General features: G+C 69.0%; 13 protein-coding genes. 6 read left to right on the forward strand and 7 right to left on the reverse strand.

The features are described 5' to 3' along the window. Nucleotides 1–49: 49 nt before the first annotated feature. The gene (locus QZ670_RS05265; protein ID WP_294252730.1) at nt 50–850 is read right to left on the reverse strand and encodes an APH(3') family aminoglycoside O-phosphotransferase; all 801 of its coding nucleotides are present in this window, start codon (nt 848–850) and stop codon (nt 50–52) included. Nucleotides 851–961: 111 nt separating this feature from the next. Between QZ670_RS05265 and QZ670_RS05270 the strand changes: the two genes are divergently transcribed. Continuing rightward, nucleotides 962–2,257, forward strand: coding sequence for an MFS transporter (locus tag QZ670_RS05270; protein ID WP_294252731.1), 1,296 nt, complete (start codon nt 962–964; stop codon nt 2,255–2,257). Between the two features lie 7 nt (nt 2,258–2,264). Here the strand turns inward: QZ670_RS05270 and QZ670_RS05275 are convergent, their stop codons facing one another. After that, nucleotides 2,265–2,429, reverse strand: coding sequence for a hypothetical protein (locus tag QZ670_RS05275; protein WP_294252732.1), 165 nt, complete (start codon nt 2,427–2,429; stop codon nt 2,265–2,267). 177 nt (nt 2,430–2,606) lie between these two features. Here QZ670_RS05275 and QZ670_RS05280 point away from each other — a divergent pair, with 177 nt between their 5' ends. Beyond that, on the forward strand, nt 2,607–4,178 hold the full coding sequence (locus QZ670_RS05280) for a PAS domain-containing sensor histidine kinase (protein WP_294252733.1): 1,572 nt from the start codon (nt 2,607–2,609) through the stop codon (nt 4,176–4,178). 1 nt (nt 4,179) lies between these two features. Here QZ670_RS05280 and QZ670_RS05285 read toward each other — a convergent pair whose 3' ends face one another. The 3 genes from QZ670_RS05285 to QZ670_RS05295 all read right to left on the reverse strand — a co-directional run bounded on the left by QZ670_RS05285 (nt 4,180) and on the right by QZ670_RS05295 (nt 7,068). Beyond that, on the reverse strand, nt 4,180–4,545 hold the full coding sequence (locus QZ670_RS05285) for a response regulator (protein ID WP_294252734.1): 366 nt from the start codon (nt 4,543–4,545) through the stop codon (nt 4,180–4,182). 95 nt (nt 4,546–4,640) lie between these two features. Then, nucleotides 4,641–5,285: a response regulator transcription factor gene (locus QZ670_RS05290; RefSeq protein ID WP_294252735.1), complete on the reverse strand. Its 645-nt coding sequence runs from the start codon at nt 5,283–5,285 to the stop codon at nt 4,641–4,643. A gap of 397 nt (nt 5,286–5,682) precedes the next feature. Next, nucleotides 5,683–7,068 carry a hypothetical protein gene (locus tag QZ670_RS05295; RefSeq protein WP_294252736.1) on the reverse strand — a complete coding sequence of 462 codons (1,386 nt, stop codon included), beginning with the start codon at nt 7,066–7,068 and terminating at the stop codon, nt 5,683–5,685. Between the two features lie 170 nt (nt 7,069–7,238). On the opposite strand from QZ670_RS05295, the gene QZ670_RS05300 reads away from it, so the two are divergent. The 3 genes from QZ670_RS05300 (at nt 7,239) to QZ670_RS05310 (ending at nt 12,680) form a co-directional block, all read left to right on the forward strand. Further along, on the forward strand, nt 7,239–9,824 hold the full coding sequence (locus QZ670_RS05300) for a transferrin-binding protein-like solute binding protein (protein ID WP_294252737.1): 2,586 nt from the start codon (nt 7,239–7,241) through the stop codon (nt 9,822–9,824). After that, nucleotides 9,821–11,146, forward strand: a complete 1,326-nt coding sequence (locus QZ670_RS05305) for a surface lipoprotein assembly modifier (protein ID WP_294252738.1) — start codon at nt 9,821–9,823, stop codon at nt 11,144–11,146. The genes QZ670_RS05300 and QZ670_RS05305 overlap by 4 nt, the downstream gene beginning before the upstream one ends. Nucleotides 11,147–11,285: 139 nt before the next feature. Continuing rightward, a complete protein-coding gene (locus QZ670_RS05310; protein WP_294252739.1) occupies nt 11,286–12,680 on the forward strand; it encodes a globin-coupled sensor protein in 1,395 nt (464 codons plus the stop codon). A 109-nt stretch (nt 12,681–12,789) separates the two neighbouring features. On the opposite strand, the gene QZ670_RS05315 is transcribed toward QZ670_RS05310, so the two are convergent. Continuing rightward, nucleotides 12,790–13,026 (reverse strand): restriction endonuclease, encoded by a 237-nt coding sequence (locus QZ670_RS05315; RefSeq protein WP_294252740.1) that lies wholly within the window; start codon nt 13,024–13,026, stop codon nt 12,790–12,792. Between the two features lie 439 nt (nt 13,027–13,465). On the opposite strand from QZ670_RS05315, the gene uvrA reads away from it, so the two are divergent. Beyond that, a complete protein-coding gene (uvrA, locus tag QZ670_RS05320; protein WP_294252741.1) occupies nt 13,466–16,492 on the forward strand; it encodes an excinuclease ABC subunit UvrA in 3,027 nt (1,008 codons plus the stop codon). Nucleotides 16,493–16,626: 134 nt separating this feature from the next. Here uvrA and QZ670_RS05325 read toward each other — a convergent pair whose 3' ends face one another. Then, nucleotides 16,627–17,025: a hypothetical protein gene (locus QZ670_RS05325; protein WP_294252742.1), complete on the reverse strand. Its 399-nt coding sequence runs from the start codon at nt 17,023–17,025 to the stop codon at nt 16,627–16,629. Nucleotides 17,026–17,063: the final 38 nt, after the last annotated feature.

Below are 17,063 nucleotides of genomic sequence, written 5' to 3' on the forward strand. Positions count from 1 at the left end.
AGCCCTAGCACCGGCACCGGCCCAGCGGGAGAGCCAAAGGCAGGTCCGATCAGAAGAATTCGTCGAGCCGCAGATGAAAGTCGAGCTTCGCCGGATCGAGCGCGATTCCATAGGCTTGCAGCATCGCTGCAGCTGCTTCCTCACCGAATTCGGCCAGACTGTGCCAGAGGATCGCAAGGTCCTGCCATGGGTCGGCAACGCCTACCCGTCCCAGATCGATGCAGCCGGTAACGTCGCCGTCGACCACCAGCAGATTGTCGAGCGAGAAGTCGCCATGCGTCACCACCCGGTCGAACGCTGGGGGCATCGCGGCGCGCATCTCGTCCCACACCGCACGCGCAGACTTGCCCAGCCGCGCCGCATCGAATTCATCCTCCTCGACAAGCCCGGCTTCCATCCGATCCTTCGCCGCGGCGAGCCGCACCGCGCTATCGGCATTGAACGGGCAGCGCTCGACGGGGATAGCGTGCAGTCGCCGCAGGAACCGCGCAAGCGATGCGGCCAGCACCGGGGCGGCGGCAGGATCTTCCTCCAGCAGCTGATAGGCGGTGCGCCCGGGCAGCCGGCCGGTCAGCAGCCAGCCGCCGCCCGCCTCCAGCCCGAAGCCGTGCAGCGGCGGCACCGGCAGGTATCCGGAGAGCCAGCGCAGCCGCGCCATCTCGTCCACCAGATCCGACAGCGTGTCCGCCCCCGCCATCTTCAGATAAAGGTCGCCCTCGCCCTCCCGCACCAGCCGATGGACCGCGCAGCCGGACTCGCCGACCTGGTCGCGAAACCAGGTCCGCTCCGCGACCAGCGCCGCCAGGCCTGCCGGCACCGCAACCGGTTCGATCGCCACTTCCCTGCTCATGTTCACCCCTCGTTCTCCACCGTACCGATTAATCGATTGAAGCCGCGCGCGCCCCCCGGTATGCCGCCCCCTCACCGTGCGGAACACCGCAGCGAGGGGAGCTATTGTCGAATGATCGGTGCGCTCGGGCTTATGAAGGAGCGCCGCTTCCTGCCCCTATTCATCACGCAGTTCCTGGGAGCGTTCAACGACAACCTCTTCAAGAACGCGATGATCTTCTTCGCGACCTACCAGATCTTCAACTCGGTGGAGGAAGAGACACGGTTCAGCGCGATCGCCACCGGCATCTTCATCCTGCCCTTCTTCCTCTTCTCCGCGCTGGCCGGCCAGCTCGCCGATACGCATGACAAGGCGAAGATCATGCGGATCATCAAGGCGGCCGAAGTGGGCATCATGCTCGTCGGCGCCGCAGGCATCTTCCTCAAGAGCCTGCCGCTGATGCTGGTCGCGCTGGTCGGCATGGGGGTGCACTCCACCTTCTTCGGGCCGATCAAGTACGCGGTGCTGCCGCAGCATCTGGCCGAAGACGACGTGCTGGGCGGCACCGGCATGATCGAGGCGGGCACCTATGTCGCGATCCTGTGCGGCACCATCGCCGGCGGGCTGATCAGCGCGCATGCGGCGGCCTTCGCGGTGATCGGCGTGGCGCTGGTCGGCTGGATCGCCTCGCTGCAGATCCCGCCCGCCCCGCCGCTGACGCATCTGGAAATCGACCTCAACATCTTCCGCGCCTCGCACCGGCTGATCTCGGCGACGATGCACATCCGCCGGCTGTTCCTGGCGATCCTTTCGATCAGCGTGTTCTGGTCGATCGCGGCGGTGCTGGGCGTGCTGTTCCCGCCGCTCGTCAAGAACGTGTTCCACGCCCAGAAGGACGTGGCGAGCGTGTTCCTCGGCATCTTCTCGATCGGTATCGCGATCGGATCGGTGATCATCAACAAGCTGCTGAAGGGCAATGTCTCGGCGCGCTACTGCGTGCCCTCGGTGCTGGCGATGACCGTGTTCGTGATCGATTTCCACTTCACCGCCCGCTACTGGCCGGTGCACGAAGGGCCACTGCTCAAGACGATGGACTTCGTCCAGATGCCGGCGGCGTGGCATGCGCTGGGCGACCTGATCCTGATCGCCACCACCGGCGGCATGTTCGTGGTGCCGCTCTACGCCTTCCTCACCACCACCGTCGAAAAGTCGCAGACCGCGCGGACGGTGGCGGCGAACAACGTCGTCAACTCGGGCGCGATGGTGCTGGGCTCGGTGGGCATCTTCGGCTTCACCCGCATTCCCGGCATCAACGTCGAGGATGCGCTGTGGGTGGTGGTCGCGCTGGCGCTGGCCTCCGCCTGGTGCGCCCGCAAGCTGCACAAGGAAGGCGATGTCCCCCGCCGCGGGGACGCGCCCGAGGTCTGAACCCGGGTTACAGCAGGAAGGTGTAGAAGCAGACGAAGAAGGCGGTGAAGCTCAGCGCGAAGAGCTTCACGTCGCCGTCCTTGCTCGCCTTGCGCTGGCGCGCGATCACCTGCCGCACATGGCGGCGGAACGGATGGCGGCGGGTGCCGCGTAGGGCGAACGGCTGCTGCATGGCACGAGGTTAACGCGCCGTTTACGATTTCGGCCAGCCGCAAGCGTGGTTAACGGCGTCCCGCGGCGGGATGCCCGGCGCCGGTCGCGCACGCCCCCGATGCAACCCCCAAATGGGGGGGTGCGCGATGCTCGCCTTGGGCTGGCGACGTTGCGGCGGCCGCGGCATCCTCGCGCCATGTGGGATTTCGGGGATCGCGCCCGGGGCGGCGGCAACGTCGCGCTGTCGGGCGGCACGCGGCTGGGCACCGCGCTGGACGGCGCCCGCCTGCGCGCGCTCGCCGCCGCATTGCTCGCCTTTGGCATCTTCGGAGTCGACAGCTTCACCAGCTTCCACAGCGCGATCGCCACGCTGTACGTGCTGGTGCTGCTGCTCGCCGGCCCGAGCCTCGATCGGCGGCAGCTGCTCGGCTGGAGCATCGCCTGCGCCGCGCTGACGATCGCGAGCTTCGTCGCGGTCCACCGCGCAGCGCCTGCCACCGAAGCGCTGCTGCGGCTGGTGGTCAGCCTCTCGGCCAACGCCGTCACCACCGCGTTGCTGCTCCACAGGATCGTCCTCGACGAACGCGTGGCACACGAGGAGCGCCGCTATGCGACGATGACCGACACTTTGGCCATCGCCATCTGGGAACATGATTTCCGCTGCGTCGACGCCGCGATCCAGGCGCTACGCGCCGACGGCGTCACCGATCTGCGCGCCTATCTGGCCGCGCATCCCGAATTCGTCGCCGAGGTCCGCCGCCAGGTGCGCATCACCGACGTCAACCGGACCGCGCTCGATCTGATGGGCGTGCCGAGCAAGGCCGCCTTCTTCCGCAAGCTCGGCGACTTCCTCCCCGAGACCGACGCCAGCTTCGCCGACTGCATCCTCGCGATCGACGAGCGCCGCCCGATGTTCCAGGCCGAGACCCAGGTGATCGCCGCCGACGGATCGCCGATCGACATCATCGTCGCCTTCAGCCTCGCCCCTGGGACCTGTCTGGCGCACGTGCCGGGCAGCATCCTCGACATCCGCCAGCGCAAGCGGCTGGAGACCACCGTCGAGCGTACCCGCATCGAGCTGGAGCGCGTCCAGCGCACCGCGGCGATCGGCGCAATGTCCGCCTCGATCGCGCACGAGATCAACCAGCCGATCTCCGCCGTGCAAAGCTATGCCGATGCGGCCGCGCGCTGGCTCGCCCGGCCGGAGCCGGACCTGGATGAGGTGCGGCTGTCGCTGGCGGGGCTTCACCAGGCGGTGGCCAATGTCCATGCGGTGATCCAGCGGGTGCGCTCGCTGGTCGGCGGGTCGCAGGGCGAGATGCAGCCGCTGCAGCTGGGCAGCCTCGTCGCCGACACGCTGGCGATCGCCGCCCGCGACCTCGACGCCCACGGCGCGCGCATCCAGGTCGCCCCGCTGGGGGAGCCGCGGGTACTGGGCGATCCGATCCTGCTCAAGCACCTGCTGCTCAACCTGATCACCAACGCGCTGCAGGCGATGGAAAGCGCGGGCGTTGCCGACAAGCGCATGGACCTGACGCTCCACGCCAAGGACGATCATGTCCTGCTGCTGCTGCGCGATCATGGCCCCGGCATCGCCCCCGGCCTGGCCGAGCCCTTCGAGACCTTCGCCACGACCAAGCCGGGCGGCATGGGGCTGGGCCTGTCGATCTGCCGCTCGATCGTCGAGCTGCACGACGGCCGCATCTCGCTCGCCAACCACCCCGATGGCGGCGCGCTGGCGGCGATCGAACTGCCGCTGGCGGCCTGAACTACCCGCCGAGCGCCCGTGCCAGTGCGCCGGCGAGCAGGTCGGGATCGACCGGTTTGTCCAGCAGCGCCACCAGGTCCAGCGACGCCGCGCGGGCGCGCAGCTCGGCGGAGGGATAGGCGGTCATCAGGATCACCGGCACCATCGAGCCCCGCGCCCGCAGCGTCTGGCGCAGCTCCAGCCCCGATCGGCCGGGCATCTGCAGGTCGGTCAGCACGCAGTCTGCCGTTTCGCCGTCCCCGGCCTCCAGATAGGCATCGGCAGAGGGATAGAGGGCGGTGCGATAGCCGAACGAGCGGATCAGGCTCGCCGCTGCATCGCGCACCAGGGCATCGTCATCCACCACCGCAACCAGGCTGTCCGGCACGCGCACCGCTCCAACGTCGCCGGGCCATCCGGGACTGTTGCCTGGGTAGAGCGCAATGCCGCGGCTGTAAGCTATACGCTCGGTTACTCGGGGAACTACGCAGGGGCCTGGTGGGGCGCCAGCGACTCTGCCGCGCGCACCAGATCGGGCACGGTGCGCAGCCCCATCTTGCGCATCAGGCTGGCGCGGTGGAGCTTCACGGTGATCTCGGCGATGCCGAGCTCGCCGGCAATTTGCTTGTTGAGCAAGCCCCGCACCACGCCCTCCATCACCTGCCGTTCGCGGGCGGTGAGTGTGGCGAAGCGCCGGCGCAGCGCTTCGCTTTCGCGTGCGACGCTGTGCCGCTCGGCGGCGCGGGCGAGCCCGGCATTGACCGCGTCGAGCATGTCCTGATCGCGGACCGGCTTGGTGAGGAAGTCCACCGCCCCGCCCTTCATCGCCTGGACGGACATCGGGATGTCGCCATGGCCGGTGAGGAAGATCACCGGCAGGTCGACCCCGCGCTCGGCCAGCCGGTTGCGACACTCGAACCCGCCCATGTGCGGCATCCGCACGTCGACGACGAGGCAGCAGGGCGTCTCCGGCAGCGGCGCATCGAGGAATTCCTGCGCCGATCCGTAGTTGCGCACCGCGAAATCGACCGAGCGGAACAGCGAATCCAGCGCGCCCCGCACCAGCGGATCGTCGTCGACCACCAGCACGACGGGCTGCGCTTCGGGCGCGGGAGCAATGCGGGTCATGGGTTGCGATCCTTTCGCAACAGGGGTGGCGCACGAGGCGCCGGGCGGCAATCCCGGAAGGGGTGTCAGGGCGCCCCCCGAACGGGCGGGGCAGACGGCCGGGTACGGACCGGCGGGAGGTGCAAAAGACATCTCGCCGCGGTGGCGTGGGGTACTGGTCGCTCTACCAACGGGCTTGGCTGCGCGCCCTACGCCGCGTTGCCATCTCGCCTGAACAGTCGGCTGCTTTCGGCGACAATATTGGCTGGCACGTCGGGTACAGCCGCTGCCGTCTGGCGGTTCGCAACGGCGCACGCAGCGGAGATCGGGGGAGGTTCGCCTCCAGCGCTGATCCGCTCCCAGTGATCGCCCGAAAGGCAGCTAGCCACCGATGTCGGCTACCGTCTTTCCAACCGGTTCACTCTTGCCGTGCCTGCCCTCGCGCGCGGAGGGCTGGCACCGGTCGGGGGGCCGGCGTTGCGGCCGGGGGCGGGCTCGGGCGGCTCGGCGCGGCGGCGGGGTGGACCGCCTGCGGCTGGAAGGCAGGGCGCGGCGGCGGGGCGGCGGCGCCTTCGGGACGTGCCTGGCGCATCCAGCCTGGCGACATCCAGCCGCCGCCGCGGCGCGGGCCTGCGTTCGTGGGCGCAGCCGGGGTGGGCGCGGCCGGTACAGGGGCTGCGGCCGGGGGAGACGCAGGCTGCGGCGCACCGGCGCCCGGGCGGCTGCCTCGCCAGTCGGGGCGCGGCCCCTGCCAGCCAGGGCGTCCCTCGCCGTTGCCGCGCGGCGGACCCGCGATCCAGCCGTCCGGACGCGGGCGTCCCGCGCTCCAGCTCGGCGCACCGGTGACCGGCGGCTGGCTCGGCGTGACGGCACCGGGCGGCGGCGGGGTCGTCACCGTGCCGGGCGGCCGGGTGGGACGCGTGCCGCCCTGCGGACGATCTGGCCGGTTCGGGCGCTGCCCGGGCAACCCGCCCCACATCCATGGGCGCCCGGGCTTCCCGGTACCCGGCGGCGGTGGGACCGGCTGTCCTCCGCCCGGCGGCGGCGCGGCGTGCGGCGGGCGGCCGGGGCGCGGCGGACGGTGCTGCCAATGCTGGCCCAGCCCCGGCGGCGGCGGGCCGTTGAAGCCGCCGTTCCGCCAGTTGGCGAACGCCGCTGCCATCGCCGCGCGGCGCGCGCGCTCGGCCGCCCAGCGCTGCTGGTCGGCGAAGGCGAAACCCGAATTGCGATATTGCCAGCCCGAATCCCAGCCGGGATCGATGCCGACGAAGAACAGATTGAGGTCGCTCCAGCTGGTGGTGTCGACCGCGTCCCATTGGCGGTCCAGCAGCGCGTTCCGCAGCCGCCGCCCGCGCTGGTAGAGCCGCTCGCCTTCGTCGATCCACCGGGCGCCCAGATCGTGCGGCAGCAGCTTGCCGCCGCCGTCATAGACCGCTGCGACATTGCCGTCCTGATAGCCGAAGCTGCGATCGACCTCGCGCACCAGGAAGGGTCCGCGCTCGCCGGGGGCGAAGAAATAGGTGCGGGCGCCCTCGGACCGGTCCTCCGCCACCACCCAATAGCCGTCGCGCAGTTCCCAGGCGACCGGCGTGCCGCCGTCGAAGCGGAAACTGTAATCGGGCGGCGCATCGCCCAGCGTGTCCCACAGCGCATGGGCACGGTCGATCCAGCGATAGCTGCTCTCGCCCTCGGCATCGACCTCCGCCGAGCCGGCGGTGACGATGGATCCGTTCTGCGCGGCAGCGGGGTGCGCGCCAGCCGCAAGCAGCGCCGTGCCGAGCAGCCATGGGGTAATCCGTGCCATGTCGTGGTCCTGTACAACGTCCTGCCGGCACCATCCGCCCGTCGCGGTGAACAAAGCATGACAATATCGGCCGCGCCGGCAACAATATGAAAAATATTGAATTAACCAAAACTTAGCGCCCCGCCCCGCATAGCCGCCCCATGGTTAACGCGTACTTCGGAAGATTCGGCATGCGGCGCGCGGTCCTGCTCCCGACGATGGTTTCGGCACTGGCGCTGGTCGCCGCCTGCAGCGGCGGGGGTGGCGGCGGCGGCGGTGGCGTTGCGACCACGCCCGCAGCCCCCAGCCCTGCACCCGACCCGACCCCGGCGCCGAGCCCGAGCCCTGCCCCAAGCCCAAGCCCAAGCCCAAGCTCGACCCCGAGTCCCTCCCCGAGCCCGAGCCCTGCCCCGAGCCCGAGCCCTACCCCAAGCCCGACGCCCACCGCGACCCCCACGCCCACGCCGGGGATCGTCGCCAAGCCGACCACGCCGGAAATCAACCCCAGCCTGCTCGCGCCGACCAGGGCCGAGAGCTTCGACAATTACGCGAGCGGCTTTGCCGGCACCTTCTATCCCGATGCGCGGGCCTGCGGCTGCCTCGCGGCATCGCGCGATCTGACCATTCGCTTCGATCCCACCACCGGCGGCTACACCGTCAGCGACGGCACCAACACCGAAACCTTCCTGCCCGGCGACGTCGATGCGGCGCAGTCCAATGCGGTGCTGCGCGTCTATCGCCACCCCGGCGCAAGCAGTGACTATACGCTGACGCTCAGCCTGCCGGGCACCAGCGGCGCGCTTAGCTACAGCTATGTCGGCGCGGGCTTCTGGCAGCGCGCGGACATCGCGACCGGCGGCGAAAGCGCCTTCCGCTTCAACGCCTTCACTTATGGCGTCGAGACGCCGGACGCAGCCCAGCCGCGCATCGGCAACGGCGCCTATGCGGTCGATCTGGTCGGCTCGATGGGCTTCGGCATGCTGGAGAGCCTGGTCGGCAGCGGCACGCTGCAGATCGATTTCGCCAGCGGCAAGATCGTCACCAGCGGCGAGGTGCGCCAGGTCTCCACCGCCAGCGGCGCGACCACGAACAGCTCGGCATTTGTCGGGCTCGCCCAGCTCGGCGCGAGCAACAACGTGTTCGCGGGCATCTTCGCTTTCGCGGGCGGCGCGCTCACCGGCGCGCTCGACGGCCGCTTCTACGGCCCCGCCGCGCAGGAAGTCGGCGCCGCCTGGAGCGCGTCCAACCCGGATGGCCGCGCCGCCGCGGGCGTGCTGATCGGCCGCCAGTCGGGCGCGCAGACCGGCAACACCAGCCTCGCAGGCCTCACCGCCAGCCAGATCTTCACCGGCGAGGCCGCGACGCTGACCGCGCGCTATGTCGATGCCAGCGGCGAACTCGCCGCGCCTACCGCCGCCGCCCAGCCGGTGACGGTGAGCTACGATGCCGCCTCGGGCAATTACCTCGTCATTTCGGGCGCACGCACCGGCATCTTCCCGGCCAACCCGGTCGCGGGATCGCCCGACCAGCTGACGCTCGATGCGCTGAACGGCATGCGCTATGTCCGCGCCGGCCGCTGGACGACCACCACCGCCGCCAACGGCATCACCACCCGCACGACCGATGCTTTCGCCTTCGGCATGATGACGCCCGCCGGCAGCGTACCGCGCACCGGGTCGGCGAGCTATGCCGTGCGGCTGGCGGGCAGCCTCGCCGATGCCAGTAAGCCCGGGCCGTTCGCGGTCACCGGTAGCGGCACGCTCACCGCCAATTTCGCCAGCGGGGCGATCGCCACCAGCGGCACCGCCACCGCGAGCTTCACCGATGCGGCCAACGCGACCAGCACCACCAATGGCGGCTTCACCGGATCGGCAACGCTGTCGAGCAGCGCCAACAGCTTCGCCGGCAATTTCAACCTCGCCTTGTTCGCAGGCTATAACGGCGCGCTGACCGGCCATTTCTACGGCCCGGCAGCCGACGAGGTCGGCGGCGCCGCCGCGCTCACCGATGCGAGCGGCGAAGTCGCCGCCATCAGCCTGGTCGGCGGCAAGGCCGGCGGCGCGCTCGCCGCGGGCCAGATGCTCGCCACGCCCGATTTCGCCGGGGACGCGGCCAACGGCTATCGCGTGACCGGTCTGCCCGGCCTGTCCGAGACGCTGGTGCTCCTCACCGCCGCCGATCGCGAGGCGATCACCAGCGACGTGGGCTTCGAGGTCTATCGCAGGGCGCTCGCCGCCGGCACGGTGGAGGCGCGGATCTACGATGCCGGCAAGGGCCCGTTGGCGCTCAGCTATGCCAGCTTCGCCGAGCTTGCCTATCTGGCGAACAACACCCCGGCGGGCAGCGATCCGCTGCGCTGGTATCTGCCCTTCGGCCAGCGCACCACGGCGGACCAGCTGCCGCGCACCGGCACCGCCAGCTATGCGGGCCAGGTGTTCGGTACCGGCACGGTGGGCACGGCATCCTACACGCTCGGCGGCACCAGCAGCTTCGCCATCGACTTCGCCCGGGCGAGCGCCAGCGGCAACCTCGCCATCACCGGCAGCGGCGCGGCGGGAACGCGTGATTTCGGCAGCCTGGGCTTCACCGGCGCCGGCATCTCCGCGAACGGCTTCACCGGGGCACTGGGCGGGTCCGGCGGCAGCGGCACGCTTACCGGCTGGTTCTTCGGCCCCCAGGCACAGGAGATCGGGGCGCGTTTCGACGCGGTTCGAACCTTCTCCAATGGGGACAAGGCGGTTCTCAACGGCGCCGCACTCGCTAAGAAGGCGCCGTGACCCACCGCATCGTGACTTCCCTGGCGCTGGCCCTGCTCGCGCCGATCCCCGCCCTTGCCCAGTCCACCGAGCCCCAGCCTGGGCAACGTCGGGTTTCGGCGGTGGAGCTGTTCGCGCTCGCCGCGCAGGCGGAGGGCGCCGGCCGGCCGAACGAAGCGGAGACGATGTACCGCGCGCTCGCCAAGGATCCCGATTCCGAGGTGCGCGCCGAGGCCCGCTTCCGGCTCGGCCAGCTGCTCGATCGGCTCGGCCGCAAGCGCGAGGCGGCGACCACCTATCGCGCGCTGCTCGACGAGAAGCCCGGCGCCGCGCGCGTCCGGCTGGAACTCGCCCGGCTGCTCACCCAGCTTGGCGACGAGAGCGCCGCCCGCCGCGAGCTGCGCGCCGCCCAGGCCGGCGGGCTGCCGCCGCAGGTGGCGCAGATCGTCGACCAGTTCGCCGCGGCGCTGCGCTCGCGCAAGCCCTGGGGCGCCAGCCTCGAGGTTGCGCTGGTGCCGGACAGCAACGTCAACCGCGCCACCGACGCGGCGACGCTCGACACCGTGCTCGCGCCGCTCCAGCTCTCCCGCGACGCCCGCGAGCAGTCGGGCATCGGCGCCCGCGCCGCCGGCCAGCTCTATGCCCGCGTGCCGATTGCGCCCAATCTGTCGCTGGTCCCACGCGTCTCCGGCCAGGGCGATTTCTACCGCAAAGGCCGTTTCAACGACGTCTCGGCCTCGGGGCTGGTCGGGCTGGAGTGGAGCCTCGGCCGCGATCGCCTGCGCCCCTCGATCGGCGGCACCCAGCGCTGGTATGGCGGCAGCCCCTATGCGCGCACCGCCACCGCCGCGATCGACTGGCAACATCCGCTGGGCACCAAGGCGCAGCTCACCACCAGCGTGACCGTCGCCGACACCAAGTATCGGGGTAACCCGCTACAGGACGGCCTGCTGCTCAACGCCGGACTGTCCTACGAACGCGCCTTCTCCGCCCGCGCCGGGGGCAGCATCACTGTTTCCGCCACCCGTCAGAATGCTGAGGATCCCGGCTATGCCACCGCCTCGGGCGCGGGCAGTCTGCTCGGCTGGCGCGAGTTCGGCCGCACCACCGTCTATGCCACTGCAGGCCTGCGCCGGCTGGAGGGCGACGCGCGCTTGTTCCTGTTCCCCGAACGCCGCAAGGACTGGAACATCAGCCTCGGCGCCGGCGCGACCTTCCGCCGCCTCCAGATCCACGGCTTCGCACCGCTGATCCGGCTCGAATGGGAGCGCAACCAGTCGACGGTCGGCATCTACGACTTCACCCGCAAGGCGGCGGCGATCGGGCTCACCAGGGCTTTCTGAACCGCCTCCGGGGCCCTCCTGAATGGCCTAATGTACAGGGGGTCCAGCAAGCATTTGTAACGTGCCCGGGCCGCCTCGCGAGGGCGGCCCGATCTATAACGCCCGTAAACCGCCCCAGCAGGTTTACAGGAGCAGGATCGTGCACCCCGAACTCACCACCCGCCTCGATTTCGTCGGCTATACCGCGGACAAGCGCGCCATCCTCGCGGACGCGCGCGACACGATCCAGGCGGCGCTCGCCCCCGCGCTCGACCGGCTCTACACCCAGATCGCCGCGCATCCGGAAACGGCACGGATGTTCTCCGGCCCCAGCCACATCACCAAGGCCAAGCAGCTCCAGGCCGACCATTGGGCGCACCTCTCGGGCGCCGCCTTCGACGCCGATTATGTCGAGCGGGTGAAGCGCATCGGCGCCCGCCACGCCCAGATCGGCCTCACCCCGCAATGGTATATCGGCTCCTACGCGATCATCCTCGATTCGATGATCGAGAGCTTCGCGGCCATGGGCGGCGGCGGCCCTCGCCTGCCCTTCGGGCGCCGCAAGGCAGACCCGCGCTTCGATCAGCTCCGCGCGATCGTCACCGCCGCGCTGATCGACCTGGAGATGTCGGTCTCTATCTATTTCGAACAGGAACAGGCGGGACGCGCAAAGGCGATGGAAGCGCTGCAGGAGCGGGAGAAATCGCTCGCCTCGCTGCTCGCCGCGATCAACGAGACGGTGGATGCGATCAAGACCGGCTCGCAGGAAATCGCCCAGGCCTCGGGCGACCTCGCCCGCCGCACCGAAGCCAATGCCGCCAGCCTCGCCGAAACCGCCGCCTCGGTGCAGGAAATGGACCAGCGCCTCAAGGCGACCGCGCAGAGCGCCAGCCGCACGGTGGAGCGCGCGGACGGTGCCAAAGCCACCGTCGACACCGGCCGCACGATCACCGAACAGGCGGTCGCCGCGATGGAGCGGGTGTCCGAAAGCGCCAAGGGCATCGACAATGTCATCGAGGGCCTCGACAAGATCGCCTTCCAGACCCGCGTCCTCGCGATGAACGCCGCGGTGGAGGCGGGCCGCGCCGGCGAGGCGGGCCGCGGCTTCGCGGTCGTCGCGGATCTCGTCTCGGCGCTGGCGATGCGGGCCGAGGAAGAGGCCGGCCGCGCCCGCGACCAGCTCACTGCCACCCAGGCGGACATCGTCGCAGCGGTAGGCATGGTCGAGAAGGTCGACGGCGCGCTTTCCAACATCGCCGGCGACGTGGCGACCGTGAACCAGCTGGTCTCCGGGATGGCGAGCGACAACCAGACCCAGGCCGGCGCGATCAGCGAAGTGTCGGCGACGATCGGCGAGATGGACCGCGCCACCCAGCAGAACGCCGCGATGGTGGAGCAGACCTCCGCCGCCGCGCAGAATCTGGCGCGCGAGGTCGACCGGCTGGCCCGCCAGGCGAACGGCTTCCAGGCCGGGGGCGCGGCCCCGACGCTTCCCGGCCAGCCCAGCGCGGCGGCACGGGCGACCGTGCAGGCCCTGGGCGCCATGGCCTATTGACGTCCCTGCCGCCGCCCGCCCGCCTCGGTCAGGACGCGGGCACCGGCGGCACCTGGCGGAGGGAATGGCGCGATCCCCGGCGTCCGTTCCCTCCGCCTCTTTGTCGCGGTCAGATCGCCGCGAAGAAGTCGGGGAGCACGGCCCCCTTCTCGGTCTTCACGTCCTCTACCCGCACGCCCAGCTGGTTGTCCTTCAGCAGTTCGCACAGCCGCTCGCCGTCGATCAGGTCGATGGCGGGCGCGCCGTCGCGCCGCGCCTCCTGCCTGGCATCGGCGGTGAAGCTGCCGGTGGTGAGGATCAGCCCCTTGTCCGCCCGCCCCTGCATCGCCCCGCGAAAATCGCGCACCGTGGCGGCGCAAGCGACCCTCTTTCGAGTCCTTGTGCTTGAGGAAGCACGCCGAGCGAGGAGACGCCCCCAACGAACAGCGGGCGGGCGGTTCAGCCCCCCGGCCTGAACCTGCCCGCCCGCATGGGCGCCGCGCTTCCCCCGAATCGCAGCGCCTTGGGAGACCTGGTGCGCCGCGGGCCGCTGGCTCCGGCGCTGCGGTGCATCTGCCATATTGCGAAAATGGGACCATGTGACCGTCGTCACGCCTCGGCAATGAATCGTGCAGCGCAGGCGCTCGTCGCGATGGCAACGCGGCGTCCGCGCCGGTCGATCGGTGGATTCCCGCTGCCCTCGGCTCGGCTACCGGCATGGACCGCAGGGGCAGGTGGCGAAGCGCGGACGGCATTCCTATCTCGGCTCTGGAAAACCATTCAGAACAAAGATAGAACCCTCCCCTATGGCACTCACCACGATCTCCGTCCGCGGCGCGCGCGAGCACAATCTCAAGGGCGTCGACATCGACATTCCCCGCGACACGCTGACGGTGATCACCGGGCTGTCGGGCTCGGGCAAGTCGAGCCTCGCGTTCGACACCATCTATGCCGAGGGGCAGCGCCGCTATGTCGAGTCGCTCTCGGCCTATGCGCGCCAGTTCCTCGAGCTGATGCAGAAGCCCAATGTCGAGCATATCGAGGGCCTCAGCCCCGCCATCTCGATCGAGCAGAAGACCACCAGCCGCAACCCGCGCTCGACGGTGGCGACGGTCACCGAGATCTATGATTACATGCGCCTGCTGTGGGCACGGGTGGGCGTCCCCTACTCGCCCGCCACCGGCCTGCCGATCAGCGCGCAGACGGTGAGCCAGATGGTCGACCGCGTGCTGGCGCTGCCCGAGGGCACAAGGCTGCTGCTGCTCGCGCCCGTGGTGCGCGGGCGCAAGGGCGAGTATCGCAAGGAGCTCGCCGAATGGCAGAAGGCCGGCTTCAGCCGCGTCCGCATCGACGGCGAGATGTACCTGATCGAGGAAGCCCCGGCGCTCGACAAGAAGTTCAAGCACGACATCGAGGTGGTGGTCGATCGCCTGGTGGTGCGCGACGATATCGGCACGCGCCTGGCCGAGAGCTTCGAGACCGCGCTCAAGCTGGCCGAGGGGCTGGCGTACGTGGACCTGGTGGATACGACGGTGGCCGAGCTCAGCGCTCCCCTCCCGCTTGCGGGAGGGGTCGGGGGAGGGGCTGTTCGGGAGGCACCCCAGACGTTCGCCGTTGAGGCCCCGGACAGCCCCTCCCCTAGCCCCTCCCGCAAGCGGGAGGGGAACCTCAAGGGAGCGGGCATCCCCGACAACCGCATCGTCTTCTCCGAGAAGTTCGCCTGCCCGGTCTCCGGCTTCACCATTCCCGAGATCGAGCCGCGCCTTTTCTCGTTCAACGCCCCCCAGGGCGCCTGCCCGGCGTGCGATGGGCTCGGCGAGAAGCTCGAGTTCGACGAGGACCTCGTCGTCCCCAACCATGATCTCAGCATCAAGAAGGGCGCGGTGGTGCCCTGGGCCAAGTCCAACCCGCCCTCGCCCTATTACATGCAGGTGCTGGGCAGCCTCGCCCGCGAATTCGGCTTCAGCCTCGATACGCCGTGGAAGGACCTGCCCGGCGAAGTGCAACTGATCATCCTCCACGGCACCGGCGGCAAGCCCGTCACCCTCACCTTCATCGACGGTCGCAAGAGCTACGACGTCAAGAAGCCGTTCGAGGGCGTGATCGGCAACCTCAACCGCCGCATGCTGCAGACCGAAAGCGCGTGGATGCGCGAGGAGCTGGGCAAGTACCAGGCCAGCCACCCCTGCGAGGTGTGCGGCGGCGCCCGCCTCAAGCCCGAGGCGCTGGCGGTGAAGGTGGCCGGGCAGGACATCGCCCATGCCACCCGCCTTTCGGTGGTCGACGCACTCGCCTTTTTCCAGACCCTGCCCGAGACCTTCACGCCACAGCAGCGCGAGATCGCCCGCGCGATCCTCAAGGAAATCGACGAGCGGCTCGGCTTCCTCAACAATGTCGGGCTCGACTATCTCAACCTCGATCGCACCTCGGGCACGCTCTCGGGCGGCGAGAGCCAGCGCATCCGCCTCGCCAGCCAGATCGGCAGCGGGCTGTCGGGCGTGCTCTACGTGCTCGACGAGCCCTCGATCGGCCTGCACCAGCGCGACAACGACATGCTGCTCGCCACCCTCAAGCGCCTGCGCGACCTCGGCAACACCGTGCTCGTCGTCGAGCATGACGAGGATGCGATCCGCACCGCCGATTATGTGATCGACATGGGGCCGGGCGCCGGCGTCCATGGCGGCGAGATCGTCGCCAAGGGCACGCTCGAAGAAGTGCTGGCGACCGAAGGCAGCGTCACCGCCGACTATCTCAACGGCACCCGCGAGGTCGCCGTGCCCGCCAAGCGCCGCAAGGGCAACGGCAAGAAGATCACGGTGCACAACGCCACCGCCAACAACCTCAAGGGCGTGACCGCCAGCATCCCGCTCGGCACCTTCACCTGCATCACCGGCGTCTCGGGCTCGGGCAAGTCCAGCTTCACGCTCGACACGCTCTATGCCTCGGCCGCGCGCCAGCTCAACGGCGCGCGCGTGCTCGCCGGCAAGCACGACAAGATCACCGGGCTCGAGAATTGCGACAAGGTGATCGACATCGACCAGTCGCCGATCGGCCGCACCCCGCGCTCGAACCCGGCGACCTATACCGGCGCCTTCACCAACATCCGCGACTGGTTCGCCGGTCTCCCCGAGGCGCAGGCGCGCGGCTACAAGCCCGGCCGGTTCAGCTTCAACGTCAAGGGCGGCCGGTGCGAGGCGTGCCAGGGCGACGGCGTGCTCAAGATCGAGATGCACTTCCTCCCCGACGTCTATGTCACCTGCGACGTGTGCCACGGCGCGCGCTACAATCGCGAGACGCTGGAGGTGAAGTTCAAGGGCAAGTCGATCGCCGACGTGCTCGACATGACGGTGGAAGACGCGGTCGAGTTCTTCAAGGCCGTGCCCCCGATCCGCGACCGCATGGCGATGCTCGCCGAAGTGGGCCTCGGCTATGTGAAGGTGGGGCAACAGGCGACGACGCTGTCGGGCGGAGAGGCGCAGCGGGTGAAGCTCGCCAAGGAACTGGCGCGCCGCGCCACCGGGCAGACGCTGTACATCCTCGACGAACCCACCACGGGCCTGCACTTCGAGGATGTGCGGAAGCTCCTGGAAGTGCTCCACGCGCTGGTGGAACAGGGCAACACGGTGGTGGTGATCGAGCACAATCTCGACGTCATCAAGACCGCCGACTGGATCCTCGACCTCGGCCCCGAAGGCGGCGTGAAGGGCGGCGAGATCGTCGCCGAAGGCACGCCGGAGCAGGTGGCGAAGGTGGCGGGCAGCTATACCGGGCGGTATCTGGCGCCGTTGCTCAAGCCGCGGAAGGCGAAGGCGGCGAAGGTGATGGCGGAGTAACCCAACCTTAGCCCCTCCCCTTCAGGGGAGGGGTTGGGGTGGGGCCTGACGGCGCTGCAAACGAGACGAATACCTCACATGGCGACATCCACCTCAATTGCCGGAGCAGCGCATAACCGAACGAGACGGCGTAATTATTCTTTGACAAACCACTTTGTTTTATCTCTTCCGCATATAAATTCTACAGTAACCCCTCCATTGCGGAGGGATTCTTCAAAGATAACCCAATCTGAGTCTACTGCGCAATAAACGGGAGCCTTCGCAATTTTAGAAAGAACAGCAAACTTTCTATCTGACAAGTCGAATTTCTTCAATGCCCCATCAAATGACATACTAACAAAGCTGCCATCCTTCTTCCTTTCGATATCTACACGCTCTATTCTGTGCGCAGCCTGCGAAAAGAATTTTTGAAGAAATCGATTACCAACCCCCGGCTGCCCAACATTTAGATGATTCCGATACTCAGCCTCGACCTCTCCTTGCAAGTCGACAACCAGCACTCCCTGCGCAGCCAAACCTTCTAGATACTCCACGCACTTAAACCTACATTCATACGAGAGCTTTTCATCTG

This window comes from uncultured Sphingomonas sp. (assembly GCF_913774285.1).
Classification (GTDB): Bacteria; Pseudomonadota; Alphaproteobacteria; order Sphingomonadales; family Sphingomonadaceae; genus Sphingomonas.